17 protein-coding genes and 1 riboswitch are annotated in these 17,187 nt (G+C 71.7%); of the genes, 7 read left to right on the forward strand and 10 right to left on the reverse strand.

Annotated features, from left to right (window positions below; genetic code table 11):
* Positions 1–6: 6 nt before the first annotated feature.
* The 5 genes from ABKA17_RS30010 to ABKA17_RS30030 are packed head-to-tail and all read right to left on the reverse strand — an operon-like array spanning position 7 to position 3,362.
* A complete protein-coding gene (locus ABKA17_RS30010) occupies positions 7–279 on the reverse strand; it encodes a phosphoribosyl-ATP diphosphatase (RefSeq protein WP_055533705.1) in 273 nt (90 codons plus the stop codon).
* Positions 280–313: 34 nt separating this feature from the next.
* The gene (ribH, locus tag ABKA17_RS30015; RefSeq protein ID WP_086764975.1) at positions 314–799 is read right to left on the reverse strand and encodes a 6,7-dimethyl-8-ribityllumazine synthase; all 486 of its coding nucleotides are present in this window, start codon (positions 797–799) and stop codon (positions 314–316) included.
* Between the two features lie 33 nt (positions 800–832).
* Positions 833–2,122 carry a bifunctional 3,4-dihydroxy-2-butanone-4-phosphate synthase/GTP cyclohydrolase II gene (locus ABKA17_RS30020; RefSeq protein WP_353695427.1) on the reverse strand — a complete coding sequence of 430 codons (1,290 nt, stop codon included), beginning with the start codon at positions 2,120–2,122 and terminating at the stop codon, positions 833–835.
* The gene (locus tag ABKA17_RS30025) at positions 2,119–2,760 is read right to left on the reverse strand and encodes a nicotinamide mononucleotide transporter family protein (protein WP_353695428.1); all 642 of its coding nucleotides are present in this window, start codon (positions 2,758–2,760) and stop codon (positions 2,119–2,121) included. Before ABKA17_RS30025 ends, ABKA17_RS30020 begins: the two co-directional genes overlap by 4 nt.
* Entirely contained in the window at positions 2,757–3,362 is a 606-nt protein-coding gene (locus tag ABKA17_RS30030) for a riboflavin synthase (protein WP_353695429.1), read from the reverse strand. Before ABKA17_RS30030 ends, ABKA17_RS30025 begins: the two co-directional genes overlap by 4 nt.
* Positions 3,363–3,508: 146 nt before the next feature.
* Positions 3,509–3,639: riboswitch (FMN riboswitch) on the reverse strand.
* Positions 3,640–3,861: 222 nt separating this feature from the next.
* Here ABKA17_RS30030 and ABKA17_RS30035 point away from each other — a divergent pair.
* Together ABKA17_RS30035 and ABKA17_RS30040 are read left to right on the forward strand one after the other, a co-directional pair.
* Positions 3,862–4,749, forward strand: coding sequence for an RNA polymerase sigma-70 factor (locus ABKA17_RS30035; RefSeq protein ID WP_353695430.1), 888 nt, complete (start codon positions 3,862–3,864; stop codon positions 4,747–4,749).
* Between the two features lie 91 nt (positions 4,750–4,840).
* Positions 4,841–5,584: an SDR family oxidoreductase gene (locus ABKA17_RS30040; RefSeq protein WP_353695431.1), complete on the forward strand. Its 744-nt coding sequence runs from the start codon at positions 4,841–4,843 to the stop codon at positions 5,582–5,584.
* Positions 5,585–6,095: 511 nt separating this feature from the next.
* On the opposite strand, the gene ABKA17_RS30045 is transcribed toward ABKA17_RS30040, so the two are convergent.
* Positions 6,096–7,274, reverse strand: coding sequence for an ROK family transcriptional regulator (locus ABKA17_RS30045; RefSeq protein WP_353695432.1), 1,179 nt, complete (start codon positions 7,272–7,274; stop codon positions 6,096–6,098).
* Positions 7,275–7,404: 130 nt separating this feature from the next.
* On the opposite strand from ABKA17_RS30045, the gene ABKA17_RS30050 reads away from it, so the two are divergent.
* Together ABKA17_RS30050 and ABKA17_RS30055 are read left to right on the forward strand one after the other, a co-directional pair.
* Entirely contained in the window at positions 7,405–8,616 is a 1,212-nt protein-coding gene (locus tag ABKA17_RS30050) for an MFS transporter (protein WP_353695433.1), read from the forward strand.
* 134 nt (positions 8,617–8,750) lie between these two features.
* Positions 8,751–10,139, forward strand: coding sequence for a uracil-xanthine permease family protein (locus ABKA17_RS30055; protein ID WP_353695434.1), 1,389 nt, complete (start codon positions 8,751–8,753; stop codon positions 10,137–10,139).
* On the opposite strand, the gene ABKA17_RS30060 is transcribed toward ABKA17_RS30055, so the two are convergent.
* Positions 10,118–11,242 carry a glycoside hydrolase family 6 protein gene (locus ABKA17_RS30060; RefSeq protein WP_353695837.1) on the reverse strand — a complete coding sequence of 375 codons (1,125 nt, stop codon included), beginning with the start codon at positions 11,240–11,242 and terminating at the stop codon, positions 10,118–10,120. The genes ABKA17_RS30055 and ABKA17_RS30060 overlap by 22 nt on opposite strands.
* 171 nt (positions 11,243–11,413) lie before the next feature.
* Here ABKA17_RS30060 and ABKA17_RS30065 point away from each other — a divergent pair, with 171 nt between their 5' ends.
* Positions 11,414–12,100, forward strand: coding sequence for a DUF5995 family protein (locus ABKA17_RS30065; protein WP_353695435.1), 687 nt, complete (start codon positions 11,414–11,416; stop codon positions 12,098–12,100).
* Between the two features lie 11 nt (positions 12,101–12,111).
* Here the strand turns inward: ABKA17_RS30065 and ABKA17_RS30070 are convergent, their stop codons facing one another.
* Positions 12,112–12,702 (reverse strand): TetR/AcrR family transcriptional regulator, encoded by a 591-nt coding sequence (locus tag ABKA17_RS30070; RefSeq protein ID WP_353695436.1) that lies wholly within the window; start codon positions 12,700–12,702, stop codon positions 12,112–12,114.
* 132 nt (positions 12,703–12,834) lie between these two features.
* Here ABKA17_RS30070 and ABKA17_RS30075 point away from each other — a divergent pair, with 132 nt between their 5' ends.
* Positions 12,835–13,776, forward strand: coding sequence for an alpha/beta hydrolase family protein (locus ABKA17_RS30075; protein WP_353695437.1), 942 nt, complete (start codon positions 12,835–12,837; stop codon positions 13,774–13,776).
* Positions 13,777–13,782: 6 nt separating this feature from the next.
* Here ABKA17_RS30075 and ABKA17_RS30080 read toward each other — a convergent pair whose 3' ends face one another.
* Positions 13,783–15,483, reverse strand: coding sequence for a flavin monoamine oxidase family protein (locus tag ABKA17_RS30080; protein WP_353695438.1), 1,701 nt, complete (start codon positions 15,481–15,483; stop codon positions 13,783–13,785).
* A gap of 49 nt (positions 15,484–15,532) precedes the next feature.
* The gene (locus tag ABKA17_RS30085) at positions 15,533–16,321 is read right to left on the reverse strand and encodes a carbon-nitrogen hydrolase family protein (protein WP_353695439.1); all 789 of its coding nucleotides are present in this window, start codon (positions 16,319–16,321) and stop codon (positions 15,533–15,535) included.
* Positions 16,322–16,608: 287 nt separating this feature from the next.
* Between ABKA17_RS30085 and ABKA17_RS30090 the strand changes: the two genes are divergently transcribed.
* Positions 16,609–17,178, forward strand: coding sequence for a Repetin (locus ABKA17_RS30090; protein WP_353695440.1), 570 nt, complete (start codon positions 16,609–16,611; stop codon positions 17,176–17,178).
* Positions 17,179–17,187 lie beyond the last annotated feature (9 nt).

Raw genomic sequence — 17,187 nt, forward strand, 5'->3', positions numbered from 1 at the left:
GCTGGCTCAGAGGTGGGCGTACACGTCGTCCAGGGAGATGCCGCGGGCGACCATCATCACCTGGACGTGGTACAGCAGCTGCGAGATCTCCTCGGCGGCCGCTTCCTTGCCCTCGTACTCGGCGGCCATCCAGACTTCGGCGGCTTCCTCGACGACCTTCTTGCCGATGGCGTGGACGCCCTTGCCGACCAGTTCTGCGGTGCGGGAAGTGGCGGGGTCGCCGGTGGCGGCCTTGTGCTGGAGCTCGGCGAAGAGCTCCTCGAACGTCTTATTGGACATGGTGACGCTCAGCCTATGCCACACCCGGGATCCGTCAGCGCCACGGTTCAGATACTGAGCGGAGGGTGGCCGCGGTGGCCACCGCCGCGGTCACCGCCTCGTGTCCCTTGTCCTCGTTGGAGCCCTCGATGCCGGCCCGGTCCAGGGCCTGCTCCTCGGTGTCGCAGGTCAGCACGCCCATGCCGATGGGGACGCCGGTGTCGACGGAGACCTGGGTGAGGCCCTGGGTGACGCCCTGGCACACGTACTCGAAGTGGGGGGTGCCGCCGCGGATCACGACGCCGAGGGCGACGATCGCGTCGTAGCCCCTGCCCGCGAGGACCTTGGCGACGACCGGGAGCTCCCAGCTGCCGGGGACCCTCAGCAGGGTCGGCTCGTCGATCCCCAGGTCGTGCAGGGCGCGCAGGGCGCCGTCCACCAGACCGTCCATCACCTTCTCGTGCCACTGCGCCGCGATGACGGCGACCCGCAGGTCACCCACATTGCGTACGGACAGCTCCGGTGCGCCCTTGCCGCTCACGTTCTCTCGTCTCCTAGAGGTGCTGAGGTGCGGTTACTGGTTCTTGCAGGTGGACACCGGTGCGGCGTCCAGCCAGGGCAGGTCGTGGCCCATCCGGTCCCGCTTGGTGCGCAGGTAGCGGAGGTTGTGCTCGCCCACCTGTACGGGCATCGGCTCCCGGCCGGTGACCTTGAGGCCGTGGCGCAGCAGGGCGTCGGACTTGTCGGGGTTGTTGGTCATCAGGCGCACGCTGCGCACCCCGAGGTCCTCGAGGATCTGGGCGCCGGCGCCGTAGTCCCGGGCGTCGGCGGGCAGGCCGAGCTCCAGGTTGGCGTCGAGGGTGTCGCGGCCGCGCTCCTGGAGCTCGTAGGCGCGCAGCTTGGAGACCAGGCCGATGCCGCGGCCCTCGTGGCCGCGCAGATAGACCACCACTCCCCTGCCCTCGCCCTGTATGCGGTCCAGGGAGGCGTCCAGCTGGGGTCCGCAGTCGCAGCGGGCGGAGCCGAAGATGTCGCCGGTGAGGCACTCGGAGTGGATCCGGACCAGGACGTCCTCGCCGTCGCCGATCTCGCCGTGGACGAGGGCGACGTGCTCGACGCCGTCGACGGTCGAGCGGTAGCCGTAGGCCGTGAACTCGCCGTGGGAGGTGGGCAGCTGGACCTCGGCCTCGCGGCGGACGGTGGGTTCGGCGCTGCGGCGGTAGGCGATCAGGTCCTCGATGGAGATGATCGTCAGGCCGTGCTTGCGGGCGAACGGGATCAGCTCGGGCAGCCGTAGCATGCGGCCGTCCTCGCCGGCGATCTCGACGATCGCGCCGGCCGGACGGAGTCCGGCGAGACGGGCGAGGTCGACGGCGGCCTCGGTGTGGCCGTTGCGGGTGAGCACCCCGCCGGCCTTGGCGCGGAGCGGGAAGATGTGGCCGGGACGGACGAAGTCGGTCGGTTCGGCGTCGCCGCTCGCCAGCAGCCGGAGCGTGGTGGCGCGGTCGGCGGCGGAGATACCGGTGCTCACGCCGTGGGCGGCGGAGGCGTCGACGGAGACCGTGAACGCGGTCTTCATGGACTCGGTGTTGTCCGCGACCATCTGCGGCAGTTCGAGTCGCTCCAGCTCCTCGCTCTCCATCGGAGCGCAGATCAGGCCGCGGCACTCGCTCATCATGAAGGCCACGATCTCGGGGGTCGCCTTCTCGGCGGCCACGACGAGGTCGCCCTCGTTCTCCCGGTCCTCGTCGTCCACGACGACGATCGGGCGGCCGGCCGCGATGTCGGCGATGGCCTGCTCGATCGGGTCGAGCGTGAGGTCTTCCGAGCCGTCGGTGCTGTACAGGATCGGTGCCGTGCTCATGCCGGCGCTCCTTCCAGAGCGGGCCGCGTGCCCTGGCGGGAGCGCAGCCACCAGTCGCGCATGCCCCACAGGACGAGCGCGCCGTAGATGACGTAGACGAAGCCGGAGAAGGCGTAGCCGTTGGCGAAGTTGAGGGGGACGCCGACCAGGTCGACGAGGAGCCAGGCGAACCAGAACTCGACCATGCCGCGCGCCTGGGCGTACATGGCGACGATGGTGCCGACGAAGATGTAGGCGTCCGGCCAAGGGTCCCAGGACAGGCTCGGATACGCCTTGAACAGCAGGGCGACCGCGACGGTGCCGGCGGCGGCCGCGCCGACCATGGCCGCGCGCTCGGTCCAGGTGGCGAACCGCGGGGCGATGTGGCCGTCGCCGGTCTCGCCCTTCTTGCGGTTCCACTGCCACCAGCCGTACAGCGCCACGACCATGACGATGGCCTGCTTGCCGGCGCTGCCGGTCAGATGGCCGTAGAACGCGCCGAAGAGGATCAGGCCGGCCAGGAACTGCACGGGCCAGCTCCAGATGGAGCGCCGCCAGCCGAGGGCGAGGGCGACCAGGCCGGTGATGTTGCCGATCATGTCCGACCAGAGGATGTGCTGGTCGAAGGCGGTGAACGCCTCGGAGTTCAGCCAGTTCACTGCGCCGCCCCCTGAGTGCTCGCGAGGAGCCGCTCCACGTACTTGGCGACGACGTCGACCTCGAGGTTGACCGGGTCGCCGGGCTGCTTGTGGCCGAGCGTGGTCAGGTCGAGGGTGGTCGGGATGAGGCTGACGGTGAAGTAGTCGGGGCCGGCCTCGACGACGGTGAGGCTGATGCCGTCGACGGTGATGGAGCCCTTCTCCACGACGTAGCGCGAGAGGTCAGCGGGGAGGGAGACCTTGACGATCTCCCAGTTCTCGGAGGGCTTGCGCTCCAGGACCTGCCCGGTGCCGTCGACATGGCCCTGCACGATGTGGCCGCCGAGGCGGGCGCCCACGGCGGTGGGGCGCTCCAGGTTGACGCGGGAGCCGACGGCGAGGGCGCCGAGGCTCGAGCGGTCGAGGGTCTCGGCCATGACGTCGGCGGTGAACTCGTCGCCCTCGTGCTCGACGACGGTGAGGCACACGCCGTTGACCGCGATGGAGTCTCCGTGCTTCGCGCCCTCGGTGACGACGGGGCCCCGCAGACGGAAGCGACAGGCATCGCCGAGGTTCTCGACGGCCGTGATCTCGCCCAGCTCTTCGACGATTCCGGTGAACACTTCCCGGGTCCTCCTGCCACATCGGGGCACGGACTCCGGGGCTGTCGATGACGACAGAATGTACGAGCAGGAGCACTGGGGGCGTCGCCGGACGGACCCGTCCACCAGGACGGGTAGATACGGCGGCGCGCACGAATGCCCGCCCGCCGCGCACTGCCTCCCATCCGGACTTTAACCGTCGGTCCAGGAATTTCACCTGGTCAACCGGCCACTGGAAGCGGTCGGGTCGCGGACTGTAACCGCCGGTTCGGACTTTCACCGACCCCGGAGTGCGCTGCTTCTAATACAGAGCCAGTGTGCCACGCCTGATCGACGTCCATACGGGTGAGTGATGTGGAGTGGCTCACAGGTGACGTCACTGGACTTCTCAAGCCGCCCCACCTGGTGGACTCTTTGGTCTAGTCCTTTTTGGATCTCCGCAGACCGGCCCGGCGGCGGTGACGACGGCCCTTGCCCGCCGCCGGGCCCCTCACCACCCGGGCATGGCAGGGTGACGAGCATGACGAGCGCGATCGCCGACGAGTTCGAGAGCCACCGCCCGCGGCTGTTCGGCCTGGCCTATCGCATGCTGGGCTCCGCCGAAGAGGCCGAGGACACCGTCCAGGACGCCTATCTGCGCTTCAGCGGCACCGACCGGGCCACCATCGAGCACCTCGGCGGCTGGCTCGCCAAGGTCGTCACCAACCTCTGCCTCACCCGGCTGACCTCGGCGCGGGCCCGCCGCGAGAGTTACGTCGGCAGCTGGCTGCCGGAGCCCGTCGTCACCTCCGACGGCACGCTCGGCCCGCTGGAGTCGGCCGAGCAGCGCGACGCGGTGTCGATGGCGGTACTGGTCCTGCTGGAGCGGCTCACACCGACCGAGCGGGCGGTGTACGTGCTGCGGGAGGCGTTCGCCTACGGATACCGGGCGATCGCCGACGTACTCGATCTGACCGAGGCCAACTGCCGTCAGCTGCACCGCAGGGCGGTACAGCGGGTGGGTGAGCCGCAGTCGCGGTTCGAGGCCGCGCCCGAGCAGCGTGCGGAGCTGGTCGCCTCGTTCGTCGCCGCGGCCCGGGAGGGCGATCTCTCGGGACTGGAGAAACTGCTCGCGGCCGACGCGACCTGGTGGAGTGACGGCGGCGGCAAGGTGTCCGCGGCCCTGCGGCCGGTCGAAGGGCGCGAGAAGGTCATCCGCTTCCTGCTGGGCGCGTTCGAGAAGTGGGGCCGGGCCCTGCGGTTCACGACGGCCGAGGTCAACGGCGGGACCGGGGTCGCCATGTGGGCGGGCGAGGCACTCGCCGCCCTGGTCACCTTCGACGTGCGGGACGGGCTGATCGGCGACATGCGGGCCGTGCTGAACCCGGACAAGCTGGAATTCGTACGCGGTCAGCTCGCCCACCCGTAGGGACCTGTCACATTTCGCCGGGGCTACGCGGTCTCAGCCGGTGAGGGGCGCTCCACCCGGGAGCGTCCGACGCCCGAAGGGACTGAACAGCATGACCACGATCCTGGTGACCGGCGGAACCGGCACACTCGGCCGGCTCGTCGCCGAGCGGCTGCGGGCGGACGGGCACGAGGTACGGGTACTCAGTCGGCACACCCAGCCGTACGCGGTCGATCTGCGTGAGGGCGGTGCCGCGCTGGATGCCGCCGTCGAGGGTGTGGACACGGTCGTGCACTGCGCGACGACACAGACCGGCGGGGACGAGAAGGCGGCCGCGCGGCTGATCGAGGCGGCGCGGCGGGCCGGGGTGGGGCACCTGGTCTACATCTCGATCGTCGGCGTCGAGGACGTGCCGTTCCCGTACTACCGGGCCAAGCTCGCCGTGGAGCGGCAGGTCGAGGGCTCCGGGCTCGGGTGGACGATCCTGCGGGCGACCCAGTTCCACGACCTGCTCGTCAGGCTGTTCCAGGGCCTGTCCAGGTCGCCGGTCGTGCCGCTGCCCGCGGGTGTGCCCGACCAGCCGATCGAGGTGGCCGAAGTCGCCGACCGGCTGGCCGAGTTGGCCGCCGGCCCGCCCGCCGGACGGGTGGACGAGATGGGCGGACCCGAGGTCCGGACGTTCGACTCCCTGGCCCGGGCCTACCTGAAGGCCACGGGACGCCGCCGGGCCGTCGTGGGCGTGCCGTTGTGGGGCAAGGCCTACCGCGCCTTCCGAACGGGCGGCCACCTGACACCGGAACGGGCCGTGGGCAAGGGGACGTTCGAGGAGCACTTGGCGCGACGGTTCGAGGGCTGACACACCGAGGGCGGCGCGGGGCGGTTCGAGGACTGTGGACCGGTGAGGCTGCTTCCCGCGCACCCTGCGGCACAGGCGGGCCGACAGGAGCCGACCAGGCCGAGGCGACCGGAACGGGTCTCTCTGCGGCTAGGCCGTACATGCCCGCGCGGCCGCTGGGAGCCCGGTGGCGCCCACGCCGCGGGCGCGGCCGGACGTACCGGCTCTGGGGCCAGGCCGTACGTGCCCGCCGCACCCCTCGCCATCACAGCGCGCCGCTGAACGCCGTGCGGCGAGGCCGGCCCGGCCGGCGGCGGTCACGCCCACGCCGCCGCCGCGGGTCGGCCGACACAAGCCCCGCCCGTCCGGCGGGGGCGATCGACATGGGGTGCGGGCGATTGAGCGACCGCCGCGAGCCGCAGGGGACCGGCCACGTCACGCCCCGCGGGGTACCCACGCTCGACACACGCCCTCGCCCGCCACGTCACACCGGTCCGGGGCGGCCGAGCCACCCGCCCCGCTCCCTCCCATATCAGCGCTCAGGCGGTGCGAACAGCTCGTCCTGGGCCCGTTCGCGGGCTGTCAGCAGGGCGCCGCGCAGGACCGCTCCGCCGCCGAGGGCGCTCGGGCGTACCTCGGTCGGCAGGGGTGACATGCGGCGGACCCGTCGCTCGACGCGCGCGGCGAGGTCCGCGCCGCCCGCCTGGCCGGCCTCGCCGCCGAGGACCACGCATCCGGGGTCCAGGACGGCCACGACGGAGGAGACTCCCACGGCGAGCCGGTCGGCCAGGGCGTCCAGGAAGCCGTCGGCGCCCTCGGTCACCGCCTTCCCCACCAGGACCGCGGACACCGGCTCGGCCCCGGACGCGGCGCCCGTCACCCCGTACTCCCCCGCGAGTTCCGCGATGGCCGCAGACCCGGCCAGCGAGTGGAACCCCCCGTCGCACGCGGTCGCCGAAGGCAGGCCGCTCGTCCCCGGCACCGGCAGGAACCCGATCTCCCCCGTCCCCCCGGAGGCCCCGCGCCGCAGCGCGCCGTCGAGGACCACCGCCGCCCCGGTGCCGTGCCCCAGCCACAGCAGCACGAAGGTGTCCCGGTCCCCGGCGGCCCCGTCCCGCTGCTCGGCCAGTGCGGCGAGGTTGGTCTCGTTCTCGACGTGGACCCGTGCCTCCGGGAGGCGTTCCTGGAGGGCGGCGACCAGTCGGCGGTGCCATTCGGGGAGGCCGGTCGAGTCGCGGAGCTCGCCGGTGGCCGGGTCGATCAGTCCGGGGGCGCCGATGCCGACCGTGTGGAGGCGGTCCACGCCGGCCTCCTTCGCCGTGCGCTCGACCAGCGCCACCGCCTGCTCCACCGCGGGCCCCGTCCCCGTGTCGTCGCCGATCGGCACCGACGCCTCCGCCAGCACCCGCCCCAGCAGGTCGGAGACGACGACCGAGACGCCCTCGGTGCGGACGTCGAGCGCGGCCAGGTGAGCGAGGTCCGCGACGATGCCGTAGAGCTTCGCGTTGGGGCCGCGGCGCTGTTCGCCCGACTCCCCGACCACCTCGATCAGGTCGGCGGCGATGAGGCGTTCGACGAGGTCGGCGACGGTGGGGCGGGACAGTCCGGTCAGCTGTTTCAGCTGCCCCGCCGTCAACGGGCCGTCCTGCTGGAGCAGGCGCAGGGCGAGCCGGTCGTTGATGGCCCGGGCGGTGCTGGGGGATGCGGGCATGCCGGGATCCTTCCAGATCGGCCGGGCACCCGGTCGGTGCGAGGGCGGCCTTCCATCGACTATCTATCAGGTAGGGACCCTGATAGTTTACGTCGGCGGTGGGGACGCGAGACCGCGAAGGGGCGGGAGAATGAGTGAAGTGCAGTACGACCAGGGGCAGGTGAGGCGCGCCCGGTACGCCGTGGCCGCCGTCTTCGCCGTGCACGGCGCCGTCACCGGTTCGTTCGCCACCCGCGTGCCGTGGATCCAGGACCACGCCTCGGTCAGCGCGGGCCAGCTGGGCCTCGCCCTGGCCTTCCCCGCACTCGGCGCCTCCGTGGCCATGCCGCTGGCGGGCAGTGTCAGCCACCGCTTCGGCGCGCGGAACGCCCTGCGCGGCCTCATCACCCTGTGGACCCTGGCCCTGGTCCTGCCGGCCCTCGCCCCGAACCTGTGGACCCTCTGCCTGGCGCTGTTCGTCTACGGCGCGACCGCCGGCATGGCGGACGTGGCGATGAACGCGCTCGGCGTCGAGATCGAGAACCGCCTCGGCCGGTCGATCATGTCCGGGCTGCACGGCATGTGGAGCGCGGGCGCCCTGGTCGGCTCGGCGGCCGGCACGCTCGCCGCCCACCTCGGTTCGGACGCCCGGCTGCATCACGCGCTGGCCGCGGCCGTCCTGACCTTCCTCGGTCTGCTGGCCTGCCGCTGGGTGCTGGACCTTCAGCCCACCGAGGACGAGGAGCCGCCGCCGCGGTTCGCGCTGCCGCCGAAGTCCGCGCTGCTCATCGGTGCCGTCGGCTTCTGCGCGGTGTTCGCGGAGGGCGCGAGCCTGGACTGGTCGGCCGTCTATCTGCGGGACCAGTTGGAGGCCTCGGCGGGGCTCGCGGCCGCGTGTACGACGGGCTTCACGCTCACCATGGCCATCGCCCGGATCGCCGGCGACCGGATCGTGGACCGCTTCGGTTCGGTGCGCACGGTCCGGGCCGGCGGGGTCCTCGCCGTGGTCGGCGGGCTGCTCATCGTCCTGGCGGAGCAGCCGGCGGTGGCGATGTCCGGGTTCGCGCTGATGGGCCTCGGGATCGCGGTGGTGGTCCCGCTGTGCTTCGCCGCCGCGGGGCGCAGCGGCTCCAATCCCAGTCTGGCGATCGCGGGCGTCGCCACGATCACGTACACCTCGGGTCTGGTCGCCCCGAGCGCGATCGGCACCATCGCCCAGGCGACCAGCCTGCTGGTGTCGTTCGTCCTGGTGACCGTGCTGGCGAGCGGGCTCGTGGCCTTCGCCGGTGTCCTGCGCACCGCCGACCGCGACCGCCCCAAGATCGCTCAGCCGACCGCGGCGGTCCCCGACCGGCAGTCCTGAACCGGTCGGTCCGAGACGTGCGGCGCCGGTCGGGCGGGCGCTCGGCCGGATGTCGGACCCGGGGCGGTGACCTGCGCGGATCTCCCTGACAATGGTCCGGACATCCGCACGTACGACGAAAGCGAACCCGCACCATGGATCTTGGCGTCGGCTGGAAACTGCACGGCGACGGACGCACCCCGGCGCCCGGAGCGGTGGTCCGCCCCGACGAGCGGCTGTCCTGGCCGCGCACGGTCGGGCTCGGTGCCCAGCACGTGGTGGCGATGTTCGGGGCGTCCTTCGTGGCGCCGGTCCTGATGGGCCTGGACCCCAACCTCGCGATCATGATGTCCGGCGTCGCGACCGTGATCTTCCTGCTCGCGACCCGCGGCCGGGTGCCCAGCTACCTCGGCTGCTCGCTGTCCTTCGTGGGCGTCGCCGCGGTCATCCGGGCCCAGGGCGGTACGAGCGCCACGGTGACCGGCGCGGTCTTCGTGGTCGGCATCGCGCTGTTCCTGGTGGGCGTCGCCGTGCAGCGGTTCGGGGCGCGGATCATCCATGCCGCGATGCCGCCGATCGTCACCGGCGCGGTGGTCATGCTGATCGGCTTCAACCTGGCCCCGGTGACGGCCGCCACGTACTGGCCGCAGGACCAGTGGACGGCCCTGCTGGTGATGCTGTTCACCGGTCTGGCGGTCGTCTGTCTGCGGGGTTTCTGGTCCCGGATCGCGATCTTCCTCGGGCTGGTCTTCGGATACGGCATCTCCTGGGCCTTCGATCGGATCTTCGGCCGGATCCACTCGGTCGACGCGAGCGGCAAGCTCACCGACCACTGGCGCCTCGACCTCTCCGCCGTCGGCAAGGCCGACTGGATCGGGCTCCCCGCCTTCCACGGCCCGTCCTTCGAGTGGTCGGCGATCCTCGTCGCCCTCCCCGTCGTCATCGCCCTGGTCGCCGAGAACGCCGGGCACGTCAAGGCGGTCGGCGAGATGACCGGTGACTCGCTGGACGACAAGCTCGGCACGGCCATCTCCGCCGACGGCATCGGCTCGATGCTCTCCACCGCGGTCGGCGGCCCGCCCAACACCACCTACTCCGAGAACATCGGCGTGATGGCGGCGACCCGGGTCTACTCGACGGCCGCCTACTGGGCCGCCGCCGGTTTCGCGCTCCTGTTCGGCCTGTGCCCGAAGTTCGGCGCGGTCGTCGCCGCGATCCCCGGCGGTGTCCTCGGCGGCATCACCGTGATCCTGTACGGCATGATCGGCCTGCTCGGCGCGCAGATCTGGATCAACGCCGGGGTGGACCTGCGCAATCCGCTCAACCTGGTGCCGGCCGCGGCGGGCATCATCATCGGCGTCGGGAACGTGACCATGAAGTTCACCGACACGTTCTCGCTGAGCGGTATCGCGCTGGGCACAGTGGTCGTGATCACCGGCTACCACGCGCTGCGGGCCTTCGCCCCGGCCCACCTCAAGACGCAGCAGCCGCTGCTGGACGAGGGCACGTCCACCTACGACGACTACGACGAGGCCAAGTCGTAGGCGTACGACGGGGTGAACGTCCCCGGCGAGCCCTTGCAGCCGTCCGACTCCCCCGGCAGCTTCACCCACAGATAGCCGTCTATGCGCGCCTCGCCGGTGTTCAGACTCGGGGTGCGGCCCAGCTTGCGGCCGTCCGGGTCGCACCACTCGCCGTCCTGCGGGGCGCCGTTGCCGTTGCGGCTGGTGTCGATGACGGCGCCGAGGCTCGCCGGGCCGCGGAGGGCGGCGAGGACCTGTCGGTCGTAGGCGATCTCGTCGGCGGTGCGGTGGAAGTTGGAGACGTTGCTGAAGACGCCGTCGGAGGAGGCCGCCGAGCCGGCACCCGCCTGCCGTAGCAGGTCGGCCTGTTTGGCGGCCGGGTGCCAGCCGGAGTGGCCGGCGTCGAAGTAGACCCGGGCCTTGGGATTGGCGTCCTTCAGCACGCGCCCGGCGCGGGCCAGCGAGGCGAAGCGGTCGGCGCGTCGGCCGGCGGAGAGACAGTCGGACTGGGCGATCGAGTCGGGCTCCAGGATCACGACGACCTCGCCGGAGCCGAGCCCGGCGGCGAACTTCCCGATCCAGGCGTCGTAGGCGTCCAGGTCGGGCGCTCCGCCCTGGGAGGCCCCGCCGCAGTCGCGGTCCGGGATCGCGTACGCCACGACCACCGGCACCCGGCCCTGCGCCGCGCCCCCGGAGGTGACGGCACGCACGCGTGCCGTGATGGTGGACGGCGTGTAGTCGGCGAACCAGACGGCGGCCGGCTGGTCGGCGATGCGGGACTCGATGACGTCCTGGCGCGGGTCACCGGGGTTGGCGCGGACCCAGTCGAGAACCTGGGACGCGGGGTGCCGGTAGAGCCGGGTGGAGACTGCGGCGGTCTCCTGCTTCGTCCTGGTCCTCTTCGGCGAGGGCGAGGGGCTCGCGGACTTCTTCTTCGGGGAGGCGGACGGCGAGGCCGACCCGGTGGCCGAGGGGGACGGCGAGGGCGCGGGCGGCCGGAGGTCGAGCGTCGGGGAATCCGTCACCTCCGGGCGCGCCTCGTCCGACCCCCGCCCGTCGTCGAGCGCCGACATCATCCCGGTCGCGCTGCCCACGGCGACCACGACGGAGGCCGCCGCGACCATGCCGCCGCGCCGGGCGGCCCGCCTGCGCTCGGACCTGCGTTCGGCCAGGCGGTGCGCACGTGAGCCCGCCACCACTGAACCCCTCCCCCTTCGGCGGGCGCGTTCCCTCGTTCTGGGGAAGCGTCGGGCCCGCCGGTACTCCGGCCAGCCTAGGCCTGGGACCCTGCCTGCATGTCGCAGTTGGAACAGTTCGTCACTCCCGTCGACACCGTCGTCTCCCGGATGCGCGCCCTGGACGAGGAGCTTCCGGAACGCGACGGGATCGCGGTCTTCAACCGCGTCTACCTCGCCGTCACCGAGGCGGTCGACCGGGGTATCGACGCCGGCCGGTTCGATGACGCGCGGGCCGCGATCACGCTGGACGTGCGGTTCGCCGAGCGGTACCTGCGGGCGGTGGAGTCGGTGGCCGTCGAGCGCCGCCCGCCCGCCTGCTGGCGGCCCCTGTTCCAGTACCGGCGGCATCCCGGTGTACGACCGTTGCAGTTCGCGCTCGCGGGCATCAACGCGCACATCGGGCACGATCTCGCGCTGGCCGTCGTGGACACCTGTCGTACGCTCGACTGCGAACCCGTCGACGTGGAGGACGAGTTCGACCGCGTGGGCGATCTCCTCGTGTCGCTGGAGGAGCGCATCCGCGAAGATCTGATGCCGGGTCCCGACCTCCTCCAGATCGCCGATCCGCTCACCCATCTGCTCGGCGCGTGGAGCCTGGAGCGCGCTCGGGACGCCACCTGGACGGCCGCCCGGGCCCTGTGGGCGCTGCGGGGACTGCCCGATGTGGCGCAGGAGTTCACCGAGCGCCTGGACACGGCGGTCGGCTTCGCGGGCCGCATGCTGCTGACGCCGCTGCCGGACTGATCGGCCCGGCGTCAGGCCGACCGGCGCAGTCCCCGAAGGAGGAGGGCGACCAGTCGGCGCGGGTCGTAGCGCGGGTCGTCGTCCCGTCCGATGCAGAGGTTGCCGATGCCGCGCATCAGTTCGTAGGCCTGCGTCCCTGGCTCGATCTCGCCGCGTTCGACCGCCGCGTCCAGCAACTGCGCGCACACGGGCACCAGTCGGTCGAGGAAGTAGGCGTGCAGCGCGTCGAAGCCGCTGCTGTCCGACTGCATCGCGTTGGCGAGGCCGTGTTTGGTGACCAGGAAGTCGACGAAGAGGTCGACCCACCGGCCCAGCGCCTCCAACGGCGATCCCGTCTCGGCGAGCAGCCGGGGCCCCGCCTCGGCGCAGGCCTCGACCTGGTGGCGGTAGACGGCGACGACGAGGTCCGCCCGGGTCGGGAAGTGCCGGTAGATCGTCCCCAGTCCGACGCCCGCCCTGCCCGCGAGCTCCCGGATCGGCGCGTCGACGCCGGAGGTCACGAACACCTCGGCCGCGGCGGCGAGCAGCGTCTGCTGGTTGCGCTGCGCGTCGGCCCGCTTGCTCCGGGGCGACACCGCGCCCGGGCGGTCTCCAGTGGCCACCGTGCTGTCCTTCCGACGGCGTTGACGACAGTCGTGACCTTAGCCGTTGACTAAACGGAACACTGTTCCGTAAGTTAAGCGGAACATCGTTCCGTTTTCAGCTCCGGCTGAGGCCGAAGGGAATCACGCCTCGTGAACGCTCCGACGAACCCTGCCGTTCTCTCCGTCAGCCCGGTCGTGCTGTCCGCCCCGGGGCGGGCCGTAGACCTCCGGATACGCGTCTCCGCGCCCCTGACCGGAGATGACCTGCCGGTCCTCCTCCTCTCGCACGGCCAGGGCCACTCGAACCACCTCTCCTCCCTGAACGGCTACGCACCCCTCGCCCACCACTGGGCGGCTCAGGGCTTCGCGGTGATCCAGCCGACCCACCTGAGCTCGCGGTCGCTCAACCTGGACCCCGCCACCCCCGGGGCGCCGATGTTCTGGCGATCACGCGCCGAGGACATGTCCCGCGTACTCGACGGGCTCGACGCGATCGAGGCCGCCGTCCCGCAGCTCCGCGGGCGCCTGGACCCCGGCAGGGTCGCGGTGGCCGGACACTCGATGGGCGGGCACACCGCGAGCATGCTGCTCGGCACCCGGGTCACGGACCCGCTCGACGGCACGGTGGTGGACCTGACCGAGCCCCGGATCAAGGCGGGCGTGCTCCTCGCGGCGCCCGGCGGGGGCGGTGACTCCGTCACCGACTTCGTGGCCGAGAACTACTCGTTCATGGCGGGCCCGGACTTCTCCGGGATGCGGACACCGACCCTCGTGGTCGTCGGCGACAAGGACGCCGCCACGCATCTGACCGTCCGGGGCCCGGAGTGGTTCACCGACCCGTACGTCCACTCCCCCGGCCCCAAGTCCCTGCTCACCCTGTTCGACGCGGAGCACGGACTCGGCGGGATCTCCGGGTACGACGTCGCCGAGACCACCGACGAGAACCCGGACCGGGTCGCCCTGGTCCAGCGGCTCACCACCGCCTACCTCCGCAGCGCGCTGTACGCCGGGGACCCCGCCTGGCGGACGGCGTGCGAGGCGCTCGCGGCCGACCCCGACCCGCTCGGCCGGGTCGAGTCCAAGGAGGCGTGACGCGTCCTAGTCCTCGGGGAGTTCCACCGGCGCGATCTCGTCGTACACATCACCCGGGCCCGGGTTGGTCGCGTCCGTCGCCCCGCCGAAGTGGTGCATGACGCCCCACACCGCGTTGAGCGCGGTCTGGATCGCGCCCTCCGCCCAGCCGGCCGTCCAGGAGATGTCGTCGCCGGCCAGGAAGATGCCCCTCTTGTCCTCGGGCAGCCGCTCCTGCATGAAGTGGGTGAACAGGCGCCGCTGGTAGCGGTAGTGCCCGGGCAGGTTGGCCTTGAACGCGCCCATGAAGTAGGGCTCGTTCTCCCAGGAGACGGTCACCGGGTTGCCGATGATGTGGCTGCGGATGTCGACCTTCGGGTAGATCTCGCCGAGCGACTTCAGCATGACCTCCATCCGCTCGTTCGCGGACAGCGGCAGCCACTTCAGACTGTCGTCGCACCAGGTGTACGAGAGGCAGATGACGGCCGGCTTGTCGGGGCCGTCGTCGAGGAGGTAGGTCCCGCGGGTCATACGGTCGGTGAGGGTCATCGACATGACGTCCCGGCCCGTCTCCTCGTCCTTGTCCAGCCAGAAGGGCCGGTCCACGGGCACGAAGAGCTTGCTGGACTCCATGTAGTGGGTGCGCTCGATGGCCGTCCAGTGGTCGATCGGGAAGAGCGAGTCGTCGCAGGCGATCTTCGACAGCAGCATCCAGGACTGGGCGGTGAAGATCGCCGCCCGGTAGGTGCGGATGTCGCCGTCCGCGTCGGTGACCGTGATCCGGTTGCCGGCCGTACGGTGCAGCCGGGTGACGGCCGGGCGGGGCTCGCCGTTCACGTGCAGCTCGGCCAGCGAGGTGTCGTAGGGCCAGTGGACGATCTTCTCCGGCGTACGCTCCCACAGCCTGAGCGGCAGCTGCTGGGAGCCGCCGACGATGCCGCGGTGGTGGTCGTCGGCCTCGGTGTAGACGACCCGCAGGATCTCCAGGATGGAGTTCGGGAAGTCGGTGTCCCAGCCGCCGGTGCCGAAGCCGACCTGGCCGAAGATCTCGCGCTGCCGGAAGGACCGGAACGCCTCGGAGTCGCAGAGGAAGCCGTAGAAGGTCTGGTTGTCGAGCTTCTCGACGAGCGCGGCCCAGATCTCGCGGATGCGCGGGACGTCCCGTTCGCACATGGCCTGGTTCATGTCGGAGAAGTCGGCGCCGTCCTCGAGGCACTTGTTCCAGGCGGCGGCGACGTCACGGTAGACCTGCGGCAGGTCCTCGATCGTCTCGGCGTAGTGCGACTCGCCCTTGAGGTCGACGACCGTCGAAGGGGTCGCCTCGGCAAGGGGGTTGGGGAAGGGCCGGGTCTGAAGGCCCACCAGGTCGATGTAGTGCTGGAGGGCCGTGGAGGACGGCGGGAAGCGCATCGCGCCCATCTCGGCGGTCAGACCGTCGGTGCCCGGCCCGTCGAAGTCGACGGTCCGCAGCCGCCCGCCGATCCGATCGGCCTCGTAGACGACCGGCTTGAGCCCCATCTTCATCAGCTCGTACGCGGCCACGATCCCGGACAGGCCGCCGCCGATGACCGCGACCTCGGTGCCGTGCTCGGTCGCCGGTATCTGGCCGAGGCCCGCCGGGTGGGCGAGGAAGTCGTCGTACGCGTACGGGAAGTCCGGGCCGAACATGGTGATCGGCGGCTGCTGCTCGTCGGCGTGCTGGACGGCGTTGGGCACCGTGGACGTCATGGGGTACGGACTCCTTGCGACTGCTGCTTCAAAAGGCGGAGGGGGCTGCTCAGACCAGGGACCCGTAGAGCTCGGGGCGGCGGTCCATGAGATAGGGGTTGGCCTCGCGGGAGGCCGCGACGAAGGCGGGGTCGGCGTCCGCGAACACCAGCTCCTCACCGCGTCCGGCGCGGGTGCGGGCGACCCCGTCGGGGCCGGCCAGCGTGGAGAGGCCGACGAACTCGAACTCCCCTTCCTGGCCGACCCGGTTGACGTACGCGACATACATCTGGTTCTCGAAGGCGCGCACCGGGATCATCGACTCGGCGACGAACTGGAAGGGGTGCATCTGCGCGGTCGGGACGACCAGGAGGTCGCTGCCGGCGAGGGCGTGGGCGCGGACGTTCTCCGGGAACTCGACGTCGTAGCAGATCATGAGGCCCACGCGGACGCCGTTCAGCTCCGCCTGGACGACCGGCTGCTCGCCCGGGGTGAAGTGGTCGCGCTCGAAGCAGCCGAAGAGGTGGGTCTTGCGGTAGTTGGCGAGGCGGTCGCCGGTGGCCGAGATCAGCTGGGCCGAGTTGAAGACCGTGTCGCCGGACCGCTCCGGGTAGCCGTACACGAGGGCGATGCCGTGTCGTGCGGCGATCTCCGCGACCGCGTCCGCGCTCTCCCCGTCGGCCGGCTCGGCGAGACGGGCGATGTCGTCACCGATGGCGTACCCGGTCAGGAACATCTCCGGCGCGGCCAGCAGTCCGGCACCCGCGGCGGCGGCCCGGCCCGCGGCCTCGTCGAGGACCTTGAGGTTCCCCTCGACCGAGCCGGGGCGGCCGGAGCTCTGGAGCAGGGCGGTACGCATGCGTGTCCTCACCGGGGCGAAAGGGTGGATGTGGGGGCCACGTAGACGGTACGGGCGGCTGACCTGGGCGGACAAGAAGGAGCCGTTGCGCGCTGGTGAGCGGTTTGTTGCGTCGGTGCCGGGCGGGGCGGCGATTCGTTGCGTACGTCGCTGTCGTCCTCCGGGCGTAGCCGGCCGGGGTGCGCCAGACCCGAGGCGTAGGCGGAGTGCCGACCGTGGCGCGACGCCCGCCGCGCACGGCCCCGGGACAGTGGTGAGCGTCCCGTTCAGCCACGGAAAGGACCGTCATGAACCGCCGTACGAAGATCACCGTGCTCGGTGCCGCGCTGCTCCTCTCCACCGCGGCCGCCCCCTCCGCGACCGCCTCCGACGGGGAGCGGCGGACGGCCGCCCCGCGCGCCGCGGCCGAGCCGAAACCGCGCGAGGGCGCCGCCCTGACCGGCACCGCCAAGCTCCACCGCGTCGCCGGCGACGACATCACCTTCTCCTTCGACGCGCACCTCGCCGCCGCCGACAAGGCCGACCCGATGAAGGCGACCGGCACCTTCGAGTGGAGCCACTACCTCGACGGCGACGGCGCCTGGGCGAAGGCGAAGGTGGACTGTCTGGTCACCGGCGGCAAGGTGGCCGTGGTGTCCGGCATCGTCACCGACTCCGACCTGCCGGGCGCCAAGGGCACCCGGGTCGGCGTCACAGTGCACGACCTCGGCCGCCACGACCGGCTCGGCTACAGCTGGGCGACGACGGAGGACCTGGGCCCCAAGGACCTGCCGAAGTGCGTGAGTTCGGCTCCTTTCGAGAAGGTGAAGAAGGGGACGGGCGACTTCACGGTCGTGCCGTGGCAGCCCGACTTCTGACCGGCGGCG

Origin of the sequence: Streptomyces sp. RG80 (assembly GCF_040446465.1) — a bacterium.
Classification (GTDB): domain Bacteria; phylum Actinomycetota; class Actinomycetes; order Streptomycetales; family Streptomycetaceae; genus Streptomyces.

Excerpts from the sequence above, each read along its gene's own strand:
- ABKA17_RS30090 (WP_353695440.1), top strand. The coding sequence starts at position 16,609 with ATGAACCGCCGTACGAAGATCACCGTGCTCGGTGCCGCGCTGCTCCTC.
- ABKA17_RS30060 (WP_353695837.1), bottom strand. The coding sequence starts at position 11,242 with ATGGTCGCGGCGGCCTCCGTCGTGGTCGCCGTGGGCAGCGCGACCGGG.
- ABKA17_RS30055 (WP_353695434.1), top strand. The coding sequence starts at position 8,751 with ATGGATCTTGGCGTCGGCTGGAAACTGCACGGCGACGGACGCACCCCG.
- ABKA17_RS30085 (WP_353695439.1), bottom strand. The coding sequence starts at position 16,321 with ATGCGTACCGCCCTGCTCCAGAGCTCCGGCCGCCCCGGCTCGGTCGAG.
- ABKA17_RS30010 (WP_055533705.1), bottom strand. The coding sequence starts at position 279 with ATGTCCAATAAGACGTTCGAGGAGCTCTTCGCCGAGCTCCAGCACAAG.
- ABKA17_RS30065 (WP_353695435.1), top strand. The coding sequence starts at position 11,414 with ATGTCGCAGTTGGAACAGTTCGTCACTCCCGTCGACACCGTCGTCTCC.
- ABKA17_RS30045 (WP_353695432.1), bottom strand. The coding sequence starts at position 7,274 with ATGCCCGCATCCCCCAGCACCGCCCGGGCCATCAACGACCGGCTCGCC.
- ABKA17_RS30080 (WP_353695438.1), bottom strand. The coding sequence starts at position 15,483 with ATGACGTCCACGGTGCCCAACGCCGTCCAGCACGCCGACGAGCAGCAG.
- ABKA17_RS30035 (WP_353695430.1), top strand. The coding sequence starts at position 3,862 with ATGACGAGCGCGATCGCCGACGAGTTCGAGAGCCACCGCCCGCGGCTG.
- ABKA17_RS30020 (WP_353695427.1), bottom strand. The coding sequence starts at position 2,122 with ATGAGCACGGCACCGATCCTGTACAGCACCGACGGCTCGGAAGACCTC.
- ABKA17_RS30040 (WP_353695431.1), top strand. The coding sequence starts at position 4,841 with ATGACCACGATCCTGGTGACCGGCGGAACCGGCACACTCGGCCGGCTC.
- ABKA17_RS30050 (WP_353695433.1), top strand. The coding sequence starts at position 7,405 with ATGAGTGAAGTGCAGTACGACCAGGGGCAGGTGAGGCGCGCCCGGTAC.